Annotated in this window: 8 protein-coding genes; 1 reads left to right on the top strand and 7 read right to left on the bottom strand. The window is 37.1% G+C overall.

Going from position 1 to position 12,842, the window contains the following annotated elements:
• Positions 1 to 15 precede the first annotated feature (15 nt).
• The 4 genes from prwr041_RS00260 to prwr041_RS00245 all read right to left on the bottom strand — a co-directional run bounded on the left by prwr041_RS00260 (position 16) and on the right by prwr041_RS00245 (position 7,209).
• The gene (locus tag prwr041_RS00260; protein ID WP_207154359.1) at positions 16 to 2,172 is read right to left on the bottom strand and encodes a S9 family peptidase; all 2,157 of its coding nucleotides are present in this window, start codon (positions 2,170 to 2,172) and stop codon (positions 16 to 18) included.
• A 118-nt stretch (positions 2,173 to 2,290) separates the two neighbouring features.
• Positions 2,291 to 4,228, bottom strand: a complete 1,938-nt coding sequence (yidC, locus tag prwr041_RS00255) for a membrane protein insertase YidC (RefSeq protein WP_207154358.1) — start codon at positions 4,226 to 4,228, stop codon at positions 2,291 to 2,293.
• A 3-nt stretch (positions 4,229 to 4,231) separates the two neighbouring features.
• Entirely contained in the window at positions 4,232 to 5,836 is a 1,605-nt protein-coding gene (locus tag prwr041_RS00250) for a CTP synthase (RefSeq protein WP_207154357.1), read from the bottom strand.
• Between the two features lie 68 nt (positions 5,837 to 5,904).
• Positions 5,905 to 7,209, bottom strand: a complete 1,305-nt coding sequence (locus prwr041_RS00245; protein WP_207154356.1) for a DUF3078 domain-containing protein — start codon at positions 7,207 to 7,209, stop codon at positions 5,905 to 5,907.
• A 48-nt stretch (positions 7,210 to 7,257) separates the two neighbouring features.
• On the opposite strand from prwr041_RS00245, the gene prwr041_RS00240 reads away from it, so the two are divergent.
• Entirely contained in the window at positions 7,258 to 9,267 is a 2,010-nt protein-coding gene (locus tag prwr041_RS00240) for a hypothetical protein (protein ID WP_207154355.1), read from the top strand.
• Between the two features lie 192 nt (positions 9,268 to 9,459).
• On the opposite strand, the gene prwr041_RS13740 is transcribed toward prwr041_RS00240, so the two are convergent.
• From prwr041_RS13740 to prwr041_RS00225, 3 genes are all read right to left on the bottom strand, one after another.
• The gene (locus prwr041_RS13740) at positions 9,460 to 9,984 is read right to left on the bottom strand and encodes an energy transducer TonB (protein WP_207154354.1); all 525 of its coding nucleotides are present in this window, start codon (positions 9,982 to 9,984) and stop codon (positions 9,460 to 9,462) included.
• 66 nt (positions 9,985 to 10,050) lie between these two features.
• Positions 10,051 to 12,057, bottom strand: coding sequence for a fructose-1,6-bisphosphatase (locus tag prwr041_RS00230; protein WP_207154353.1), 2,007 nt, complete (start codon positions 12,055 to 12,057; stop codon positions 10,051 to 10,053).
• Positions 12,054 to 12,833: a hypothetical protein gene (locus prwr041_RS00225; RefSeq protein WP_207154352.1), complete on the bottom strand. Its 780-nt coding sequence runs from the start codon at positions 12,831 to 12,833 to the stop codon at positions 12,054 to 12,056. Before prwr041_RS00225 ends, prwr041_RS00230 begins: the two co-directional genes overlap by 4 nt.
• Positions 12,834 to 12,842: the final 9 nt, after the last annotated feature.

The raw sequence follows: 12,842 nt of genomic DNA, 5'->3' as shown, positions 1-12,842 counted from the left end.
AATATTATTATAATTTTATTTTTTCAACCATTTATCCAACCAGTTGAAGAATGTCCTTTGCCACAGAATACCATTTTGTGGTTTCAATACCCAGTGGTTTTCATCAGGGAATAAAAGTAACTCTGCTGGAATGCCGCGCATTCTTGCAGCATTGAAAGCTCCCATACCTTGATTTGCATTGATACGATAGTCTTTTTCTCCATGAATGACAAGAATAGGGGTATCCCATTTATCAACAAATTTGTGTGGGCTATTGTTATATGTCTTTACTGCATTAGCGCTAGCGTTTTTATTCCAGAAAGCGTCTTCGTATTCCCAGTTGCTGAACCAAGCTTCTTCTGTATCTGTGTACATGCTTTCAAGATTAAATGCTCCGTCATGTGCAATGAAAGCTTTGAAACGTTTGTTGTGATGGCTTGCAAGATAATAAACAGAGAAACCTCCGAAGCTAGCTCCTACACATCCAAGACGATCTTTGTCTACAAAAGGCAATTCAGCTGCGTCATCAATAGCACTAAGATAATCATTCATGCATTGACCTGTCCAGTCTCCGCTAACTTCCTCGTTCCATTCACTTCCGAATCCTGGTAATCCTCTGCGGTTTGGTGCAACGACTATATAACCGTTTGCAGCCATAATCTGAAGGTTCCAACGATAACTCCAAAACTGACTTACAGGACTTTGTGGTCCACCTTCGCAGAATAATAGAGTAGGGTATTTTTTGTTGATATCAAAATGTGGTGGTAATATCAGCCATACTAGCATCTCTTTACCATCAGTTGTTTTAACCCAACGCTGCTGAGTCTTACCTAATGCAAGTTGATCGTAGATGTGCTTATTCTCAAATGTTACTTGTTCTACTTTTGCTTTCTTTTCCTTACCAGGTTTCACAATATATAGTTCATCACCATATTGATGTGAATGGCGGCTTGCTAGAAGATAATTGCTATTGTTGGCTAGCTGTACGCTTCCATAATCATACCAACCATCAGTGATTTGCATTATTTTTCCTTCAAGATTCGTTTGGTATAGCATTTCTGTTGCATGCCAAACTCCCATGAAATATAGATTCTTTGAATCTTTGCTCCAACAGTAATCGTCAACATTTGAATCGAAACTTTCTGTTACATATTTCTTTTTGCCAGTTGCAATTTCCATAACGCAAAGTCTATTGCGATCACTCTCATAACCGTCACGAGCCATACTTTGCCAAGCAATATATTTGCCATCAGCCGAGAATTTAGGATTTACGTCATAGCCAACATGCATGTCGCCTTGCTGATGATTGACTGCTTGGTCTTTCATGCTCTTGGTGGCGTCAATTTTAGGCTCTTTATAGCCTTCTGGCTTGCAAATATTTACGGTCTTTCCTGTAGCAAGGTTGTAAAGGTATATGTCTGTGTCTGTTGAAATAGCATATTCAACACCTTCTTTTTTTCGGCTTGTGTATGCTATGCTTTTGGAATCCATACTCCATGCAATCTGCTCTATACCACCAAATGGTGCTACAGGTGACTCGTATGGTTGACCTTCCATGATGTCTTTGGCATTACTGATACCTTCATTTGTTACTTCTGCAACAAAAGGATGTGCAATAGTTTCTACATAATGATCCCAGTGGCGATAGTTCATGTCTGTGATAAGACGTCCACTTGCTTTAGGGAGGTCATTAGGATTTTTTTTGATAGATCCATAATATGGAATGCTCTTTATATAGACGATTCTCTTTCCGTCAGGAGAGAACTTAAAGCCCTCAACACTTCCATCTGTATTTGAAAGTTGTTTGCGCTCACTTCCGTCGGCATTCATACTCCATATTTCACCACTGCGAATAAAAGCGATTTTCTTTCCGCTTTCAATCCATGTAGCGTCGCTTTCGCTCTTTTCGTCTTTCGTCAGTTGGCGTTTGTTCTTACCGTCAGCATTCTGTACGAAAAGCATTGTGTGGCTTTTGTTTTCCTGCACACTGTAGTATGATACTTGATAAACAATTTGTTTACCGTCAGGTGATGCCTCTGAAGAACCAATTCTTCCCATCGCCCAAAGTGCTTCGGGGGTCATTAGGTCTGATTCTAGTTTAATGTTGTTTGGTCCAATCATTGTTTGGGCATCAATTTTTGGCGATACAGCCAGCATCGTGGCTGTCATTGCTAATGCAATAGTTTTATTCATTGATGTAATTAAAAGTAAAAAACCACAGATTCCAATATAAAGCACAGATTTTAATTTTTTCATATATATGTATATATTAAAATCTGTGCAGTCTTTTGAATCTGTGGTTATCTTTATATTAAAGTCCTTTTTTCTTTTTGTTCAAGTCGTCCTGCTTTTTATGCACTTCTTCTTGTTGTTTCTTCTGCATTTCCTGAATAGCCTGAAGACGAGCGGCAAGTCCACTTGTTTTCTTGCTAGGATTGTTTTGATTTGCATTATAGCGCTTCTCAAGGATTCTCAGAAGTTTTTCATCGTCTGTTGTCTTACGCAAAGCCCACATAACAGCAGCACTGAAGAATAAACTTATGAAGTAGTAGAAGTTTAGACCAGCACTGTAATCATTGAACATGAAGAAGAACATCACTGGCATAAGATACATCATCCATTGCATCATCTTCATTTGGTCTGCTTGCTGACCTACCATCTGGTCTCTTTGCTGACGCATTGTCATCAGTGTATATAATACATTAGAAATACAGAACAGGATACAAGTTAAACTCAAGTGGTCACCGATAAGCCATAAGTTTTTGTTCCATTCTAATATAGGATCAAATGTACTTAAATCCTTTATCCATAAGAAACTCTCTCCACGTAGCTGTATGGCATTTGGCACAAAGTTGAACATTGCAATCCAAATAGGCATTTGTATCAGCATTGGCAGACAGCCAGATAATGGACTGACACCGTATTTGGAATATTCAGCCATCATTGCCTGTTGTTTTTGCATCTGGTCTTCTGGCTTACTGAATTGTGATGTAGCCGCATCCAACTTAGGCTTTAATACTCTCATCTTTGCAGAACTCATGTAGCTTTTCTTTACCATTGGATAGGTTATGAGCTTCAGAAGTAGTGTGATAAGAATCAATATAATACCCATATTGATGTTCATCCCAGTAAGGAAGTCGAACACATAAAGGGTAAACCATCTATTGATTATTCTGAATAGAGGCCATCCTAGATATACAAGTCTTTCTAGCTGTAGGTCTTTATTAAACTTACTTTCATTCTGTATTTTTTGCAGAAGACGGAAGTCATTAGGACCATAATAGAAGTCAAATTTAGAAGGGGTCTTACCACTTGGGTCAAAGAATGTCTTCATCTTTGCCTCATACTGTTTAAGATATCCAGAACCCTTCTGTTGTGGAATAGATGTCATAAGGGCATTTTCCTGAAAATCATTCTGGGCAATCATAACTGCACTGAAGAATTGATTTTTAAAGGCTACCCAGTCTATCTTTTCTTCTATACTTTTGTCAACATTCTCTTTACTTTCATTCAGGTAGTCTGTTCCACCTTCTGTCTTGTGATATGTTAATGTAGCATATCTGTTTTCAAAAGAAAAGCCTCGCTCTTGCTGTCTAGCTTTGTCCTTCCAATTAACATCCATATTCTGGGTGTTAGGAGCGAAAAGATCAGCCATACCTTGTGCACTCATTTGCATGTGCAGCATGTAGTCTTTTCCAAGTACATATTTAAAAGAAATAGTCTTTCCTGCTCCGGCTTGAGCTGTAAATGTAACCGTAGAATCTGTAACGCCAGAAGTTTGGAAATACAAGTCACTTGTACTTATGTTTGCCTCTTTGGCAGTTAGCGTGTAGTTTAAGCTCTGATCAGCGCCATCAAAAAGAGTTACATCCTTTTTGTCATTAGAACCGTCTTTCTTTTTGATATCGTGACCAATATAATTCTTAATGACTGCTTTCTCTACAGTTGCACCTTTTGTATTAAGGGTAATCTCAATCTTGTTGTTTTTCAATACAACTTTTTGTGCATTACCTTGAAGGGCTGCATGAAATAAGGCTGTCGTATCTTCCAATACATTTTTCTTTACCTCTTCTTGTTTTTGAGTCTGAGCCAGCTTAGCTGTCTTTTCTGACTCTAGCTTATGTGCTTGAGCGATGGAATCCTGTACGAAAGTTTTTCTTTGTTCTTCTTTGGAAGGTTGGTTGTACCAACTGAATCCTATTAGAACTGCTGCAATACACAGAAAACCGATAATGTTGTTTTTATCCATTTATTATTTCTTATTAGCAATTGCTGTTTTTACAAAATCAACAAAAAGTGGATGTGGTTTCAATACAGTTGATTGATATTCAGGATGATATTGTGTACCGATATACCATTTCAATCCAGGTATTTCAACTATTTCAACCAAATCACTTTCTGGGTTTCGTCCAACACACATCATTCCATTCTTTTCGTATTCAGTTTGGAATTCGTTGTTGAACTCATAGCGATGGCGGTGACGTTCCTGAATGTTTTCCTTCTTGTAGATGTCAAATACTCTACTTCCTTGTTTGAGAATACATTCGTAGGCTCCAAGTCGCATTGTTCCACCCATATTTGATATATTCTTTTGCTCTTCCATAATGTCGATAACATTATGAGGAGTCTTTTCGTCCATCTCTCTACTATTTGCGTCTGGGTAACCAAGTACGTTGCGTGCAAACTCAATAACCATCATTTGCATTCCCAGACAAACTCCGAAGGTAGGGATATCGTTGCAACGTGTATAATGTGCTGCAATAATTTTGCCTTCAATACCACGTTGTCCGAATCCTGGACAAATCATAATACCGTCCTGACCTTTCAATGCTTCGGCTACATTCTCTTCTGTTATATTTTCAGAATTTATGAATGATATATTTACTTTGTAGTTATTGTATGTTCCTGCATGTGACAAACTTTCACGTATACTCTTATATGCGTCCTGAAGATCGTATTTGCCAACCAGACCAATATTTACAGTATCTTTGGCATTCTTGCGACGCTCAATGAATTCCTTCCAAGGACCAAGTGATGGTGTTTCACCAATAGGCTCTCCTGTCTTTCGAAGAATAGCTGTATCAAGTCCTTGACTCTGCATGTTTACCGGAACTTCATATATTGAAGGCAGATCTTCGCTTTGTACTACACAGTCAAAGTCTACATTACAAAATGCTGCAACCTTTTTACGTATTCCTTCATCAAGATTCTTTTCGGTGCGCAGAACCAATATATCTGGCTGAATACCTATGCTCTGAAGTTCTTTTACACTGTGCTGTGTTGGCTTAGTCTTTAATTCACCTGCTGCTTTTAAATAAGGTACGTATGTTAGATGTACGTTTATTGCTCGCTTACCAAGTTCCCATTTCATTTGTCGTATAGCCTCCATGAAAGGAGCACTTTCAATATCACCAATTGTTCCGCCAATTTCTGTAATAACGTAATCATAGTGGTATTTCTGTCCGAGCAATTTAATGTTGCGCTTGATTTCGTCAGTAATATGAGGTACAACTTGGATGGTCTTTCCTAAATAATCTCCACGGCGTTCTTTATCAATAACAGCCTTGTAGATACGACCTGTTGTCATACTGTTTGCCTTAGTGGTGTGAATTCCAGTAAAGCGCTCGTAGTGTCCCAAGTCTAGGTCTGTTTCCATTCCGTCTACTGTGACGTAGCACTCTCCGTGCTCATAAGGGTTTAGTGTTCCCGGGTCAATGTTAATGTAAGGATCAAATTTCTGAATTGTAATGTTGTAGCCTCTGGATTGCAGAAGCTTACCGATAGATGCACTTATGATTCCCTTTCCTAAAGAGGAAACCACACCTCCGGTTACGAAGATATACTTTGTTTCAGCCACGATAATGTAATTTTATAAAATTCAAATTGCAAATTTACGATAAAATTCCGATATCAGCAAACGTTTTCTCACAAAGAATATGAAAATCCAATACTGGCATATTCCTTGTATTGCCAATACCCATACTTACCATCGCGTTTAGTTCCGTCGTCAAAGCGTGGATATATGAATATGTTACTGCTGATATATTTGTTAAACTGGAATGTTATGGTGTTTTCCCATTCTATTTCAGCACGTTTATATGTTGTGTATCCGTATAGGCGAGTCTTCCATTTCATCATGTCGCTGAATGTCCATGTTAAATCCAATGTACATTCAGAACCAATGTCATTTAACGTGTGATGACCTTCTCTTAATCCATATCTGGTACTCAATGCGAGTCGGCTTACATATTTGAAGTTGTATGCTGCAGGAGCTAGATGAATAGTTCCGATAAGTTTTTTGCCAAACCATTCTACATTGTAATCCATACCTAAAGATAGGTTGATATTCATTGGACTTGCAAAATCGCTATATGTAAATACATCGTTATTTTTGTAACCACGCATAAATTGTGTATTTGCCAATAGCTGAACAGTATAATACCATTTCTTAGTGGCTTGTAATCCAAACTTACCTGTATATCTCAAAAGGTCTTCTGTCGTTTTTAATGTGTGGAGGCTGTCGCTTTGAGAAGTTTGCAAACCTAATTTCATTTCAAGTTTGTTTTCCCATTTTATTTTCTGCTTATTGTTATAATTAGCTTGCAATGTAACTGCACCAATTATACTATAATTACTTTCTCCACCTTTATACCAGTTGTCTGAAACATAGTTCTGGAGGAATTGTAGATAGTAATCACCATTGTATGACCAGAAGTTTGGCTTGTATATACTGATGCCGAAATCTTCTAATTCTGGTTCAACAGCTTTTGGAGCAACATGTTTTGTAAGTTGTTGTTCGTCAGGTGTTATCCTGTGATTAACTTCAAGTGTTGGTCCAATAATGTCAAGATGACTTTCTGTGGTTCTTATCAAGTCTGGTCTTTTGAGGTATATTGACATCATGACATTGTCAATAGCCTCATTTTGCATATCATTCTTATAGCTCCCTATGGCCAATGTTCTGTGTGATATACCTTTGTAAAATGTTGGTGGCAAGAACAATGGAGCATAATTTGCTTTAGGAAAGAAAGATATATATAGAGAGTCGTTGCCATATTGTGATAATGAATAATCAAAATCACTTTTAGCTGCTTCCATACTATCTATGTACTTATTTGTGAAAGCTGAATATTTTGTGCTTGGGGGTGTTGTCTTTATGTTCTGCGCCATAGTTGGGACTATAATGCAGAAAGGCAAAACCAATGTAAATATTTTCTTGTATATTTTCATATCGCTTGCAAAGGTAAAAATAAAATGTTACTTTTGCAATATAAATATATGAAAAGAAATTTAATTATACTACTGCTTTTTTTGCCACTCATATTGGGTGCAAATAATAGATTTGTCGACGAAAATCGATTGAAGTCTGACATAATCAATTCATTGTTAGATTTTAGTAGATATTTACGTGCAGATTTTGATCAAGATAATGGCGTATTTAAAGGTGAAAACACCATGGCTAGCGATGAAAAAGGTGTGCGCACTAACGCTGATTTGTCTATGATTTCTGCTTTTTTGTGCAGATATGGTCATGAATCATCCCCAGAATTGAAAAGTATGGCAAGACGATCTTTGGATTATGCACTCTCAACCCACAAGGCGGTAAGATTGAAATTTTGTCATGATGGAAAGTATTGGGGCTCAGTATCTAAAAATGATTACCAATGGGAAAGCTCTCTTTGGGCTATGTCGGTTGCTTATTCTGCATTTTTTCAGTGGGATGATCTTTCTAAATCTGAAAGAGATAATGTGTATAAGCTGTTGACAGCAGAATGCAATTATGAACTTGAACGCAATATTCCAACAGGATATATAGGTGATACGAAAGCAGAAGAAAATGGATGGGAAGTAGACGTGTTGGCTGCCACGTTAGGACTCTTTCCTAATGACGCACTTGCACCGCGATGGTTTAAACGTATGCGTGAGTTCGCGATAAATAGCTATTCTCATTCTTCAGATTCGCTTGATAATACAGTTATTGATCCTAATTATGACCAAACTAGAGTAAAAGATTTATACCGTGGACAGAATCTGTATAATGATTATACATTACAGAATCATGGTTTCTTTCATACTAGTTATCAAAATGTTGTAATTCAGGAATTGGGTGAGGCTGCTCTGGCATTGAGATTGTTTCAAGGTAAAAAACAGAAATGGCATAGTAACGCTTTGTTACATAATTGTCAGAAAGTAAATGATGAAGTCTTAAATTGGTTCAGTCTGCGTGATGGCGAACAAGCAATGCCGAATGGTAATGACTGGAGTATGTTTCTTTATGATCAGATAACATCATATTCTACACTAGCTTGCATGTTGCCTGATAATAATGTCAATGCATTGGCTCTTGAAACTAAAGCGTTAAACCAGATATTACGCCGACAGCAGACTACTTCTGACGGGTCGTATCTTCTCCGTGCTGATGTTGGAGCACGTCGTATGGGGGTCGAGGCTCATAGATTGATGATGACTTGGCTTATGCATCATTGCTTTCCTGTTGGTAATGTTGATTTGAAAGAAGATCTTTGGTGGGCTGATTTTGGAAAGGCAAAGAGCAAGTATTTCCCAAATCAAAATATCGTTTGCTCTTATGGAAATTCTTCTTTTTCATGTTTTAGTTGGAGTAATGGAAAACATAGTTATACTGGATATTTCGCTCCTTTTGATAGTGCACATAATAATATTGTTGTTCCATTCACAGCACATAATACCGGTAATTTTATCGGTTGGTTAAATGTTGATAAACGCAATACAAATGCTATTCCTTTAAATGATGGAACTGTGAATATTCCTAATGACGGAAGAGGGTGGAATTATAGAGGTGAGCTGTTGACCAATGATAGTAGCTTATGTCATAAATTTAATATTATATCAACAAAGTATAATAAAATTGTCTTTTCGGATAGTATAATAGCATTGCGAGATGTTGAAATTGTAGGAGATTTTTCTGGACTTTTGGCTATAAGCATGGATCCTTTTACCGCTACATCACGTCATTTTGTGACCGAAAATGATAGCTTTGATACTGATGGGGCTGGATTGCGCATAATGAATACTGGATGGGTGAATATAGATAATTGCTTAAGTGTGATAACTCCCGACCAATCTACTATGGCTTTTGGGGATATTACCAATAATAATTCTATATTGACAGCAAAACTTTATCCGTTATATAATGATAAAAAGCGAAAGTTTAATAAGGGAGAGCTTGTAGCAAATAGTCATGTAATATATATATGTAACATCACTGCTGAACAGACACGTATACTATATGGAAAGGGGATAAAGTAAAATTTGTGTTTTCACAATTCTTATCTATTACTGTCCACTAAACTTTCGATGAGCATGCAGTTGTCTGGAAATGAATCTGCTCTATCAGATAGTGTGGTTACATGCAAAGGAAAATGTCTTCGTGAATCAGCGAGATCAGTGAGAGAATAAAAATAGAATATGTTACTTTTGGGAGTGTGAATAATAACGTGTTTACTGCAATTTGAATTGTACAGGTACATTAAATCTAACTCTTACATTACGACCATTTTTTTTGCCAGGAATCCATTTTGGCATACTATTTATAATTTTTAATGCCTCTCTATCAAAAGCTGGATCAACTGATCTTGTTACAATCGCATTTGTAATACTACCATCCTTTTCTACAACAAATGATACTATAACTCGGCCTTGTCCACAGTCTTCAGCAGGAAATTTTAGTGTTTTGTTTATGTAAGACATAAGAGCTACAGCTCCACCTTGAAAAGAAGGCATTTGTTCTACAACATCATAAATATTTTCATCTCTATCTTTTTTTTCATTGAGAGATGTTTTTTTATTTATTTGATTGCTATTGAGGTTTGATATATCTTCATCAATAGGATTTGGAACAATAGAATCACTATATTCGTCTGTTGTATTATCTGAATCAGATGATTCTAAATAGATATAATCACTTGCAAAAGTTAGAATAGGGCAGAGAGTGATTAGTAAAGATAAAATGGTTTTCTTCATCATGGTAAATGTTCGTTTATTATTAGTGCAGTGTCAACTTCTTAATTGACACTGCATTATCGTTGATTATTAGTCGTCAATAAATCCTTTTCTCTCATCTTGCTCACTAATCATGCCATGACGGTAAGCATAGAGTAATTCTTCTAGGTCATCAATTTGTTTCTTTATTTCGCAGCCCTTGTCTGTATTGGCAACAAGCATACGATGACTGCTCATTTCAACAATCTGTATTGTTGACTTGATATCAGTTCCTCGTTGAATTGCATCGGCAGCACTCGTGAATGGTTCATGCTGAACTAGTTGAAAGCCACGGCTATGATAAACAAGAGTATAACCGGCAATGCCTGTTTCCTTGTGATAAGCCTGTGAGAACCCACCATCAATGACCATTAGTTTTCCGTCTGCCTTGATAGGATTTTCTCCATTCATTACATGTACCGGGACATGACCGTTGATGATATGTCTGTTTGGACCCTTCACACCAAATGCGTCAAGAATATTATCAACAATCTCAGCATTATCCCTTAGTTTGAAATAATTGCCTTTTTCCTCCTTATGAGTATCTTTGTCGGCAATGAAGTAACGCTCGAAAGTTGCCATTTTACTCTTATCAAATAACGGACTGTTTGGACCGCACCATAGATAAATGAAATAGTCTATGGCATATTGTTTCTCGTCTGTAGCTGTGTCATCCTGAAAGGCTGATCGTATTAGCATTCCTGTTTGATGAAACAGTTCACGACCTTTACAAACCATATTAGGGGTGATGGCTACTTCTTTTAAACTGCCGTCCTCATTGAGTGGGATAGAGGCATGGAAGAGTAGATTGTCATTTCTTATTGCATACATACAACCATGCTGTAGCATGAGACGCATGTGCTTATGAAGTTTTTCACTTACTTGGAAAGAGTGATGGAGTTTTTCAATCAATACTTTTTCTTCAGGAGTAAGTTTGCACGGATGCTTAGGATCAACAGTTGGAAAACAGCAGCTTGATAGTTGGTATTCTTTACCGTCAAGCATTATTGTACCTTTATCGTAGTCTATGAATTTATAGAGTTGTCTATCCTTCATGTTCCATTCTGGGTGAGCTTCAAATATTCTAGCTTCTTCCTTAAATTGTATTATTGTGATAGCTTTGTGCATTTGTGCGGTAAGCCTCATCGTCTTTTCGTCCATTTGCTTAGCTCCACCGCTAAGTCTAGGCATGAATTCCTCGCAAGGATCATCATCATAAGTATCCATAGCGAATGTGGCAAGTGGAACAAGATTTATTCCGTATCCATCCTCTAGGGTGGTGAGGTTGGCATATCTTAGACTTAGACGTATCACGTTGCACATGCATGCGTTATTTCCAGCACATGCACCCATCCATAGTATATCATGATTACCCCATTGTATGTCCCAACTATGATATTGTTCCATTGTGTCCATTATAATGTGGGCACCTGGACCGCGGTCATAGATGTCGCCAAGTATATGCAACTCGTCGATAGCAAGACGCTGAATAACATTGCAAATAGCGATTATAAAATCATCGGCTCTTCCTGTTGATATAATCGTATCAACGATTACATTTACATAAGCAGTCTTGTTGGAATTATTCTCCGTATGTTCATGAAGTAATTCTTGTATAATATATGAGAAATCAGAAGGAAGCGATTTTCTTACTTTTGAGCGAGTGTACTTGCTTGATACGACACGGCATACAGCAACCAACTGATGAAGTGTAATGTGATACCAGTCGTTAATGTCGTTTTCCACATCTTTTACGAGTTCAAGTTTCTGTTCTGGGTAATAAATGAGCGAACAAAGTTCTCTTTTCTCCTGTTCACGAACTGTATTACCGAAAAGTTCGTTGACTTTTCGTTTTATATTTCCTGAAGCATTTTTCAATACATGCTGAAACGCTTCATACTCACCATGGATATCAGCAAGAAAATGCTCTGTACCCTTAGGTAGATTAAGTATAGCCTGAAGATTTATAATCTCCGTACTGGCATCCGCAATTGTAGGAAACGTGTTTGACAACAATTGCAAATACCTCATGTCTTTCTTGATATCGTATTTCTTCATAATATAGTATTTTTAATTTTCTTGGTTAAACTATTATCTATAGCCATAATAGGCATGAATCCTTCTGTGAGTTGTGCTTTTTCTTCCATGACCTTTTCAAGACTTTCCACAAAATCGTATATTTTAAGCCTATCCAGAATTTCAGCCATCTTATCCTCATCATAATCAGATTTTATCAGTAAGGTGCTGAAATCTTCAAGTTCTTTTTGGGCAATCTGCCGCCTGTGATATCTGTATCTCATATACAGACAACCCTTTAATACGTCTTTCAGAACATCGTCTTGTACATCATTTTTAAGTTTTTCTATTCTCTTAGCGATATTATCCTTTACAGCTTCTTCATGTTTAATAATAACCTCATCATACAGTTGCTTGAAATTAGCATTGAATAACGTCTGTGAAATATCATGAGTAACTTCAGGATTTTTAATCAAAATAACGTTAGTACCTTTATATTTTTCTTGAAGATACTTTTGTTCGTTTTCCCCTACAGCATGTATGAACCCGCTTTTTATTATAAACTTTTCATAATATGAACTGTTCCATGGGGAAATCGTGGCAAGTGGAGAATAAACTATTGGGATAAGCCTTCTTCTGGCATTGCGCATATTAGATATAATAGTCTGCGTAGGAGCGCCTACAGTATGGAGTATGTCATAGTCATTCTTATCTGTAATAACCATACCATTATCTTCAATGGCTTTCTTCAAACAATTAAAGAAAGCCATTTGTGCACTGTTGTCACTTATGTTAGAATTTTCAATCCTTATGCGCATGTTTGAATA

The organism is Prevotella herbatica (assembly GCF_017347605.1).
GTDB lineage: Bacteria > Bacteroidota > Bacteroidia > Bacteroidales > Bacteroidaceae > Prevotella > Prevotella herbatica.
This window is presented reverse-complemented; position numbering and strand designations above follow the sequence as displayed.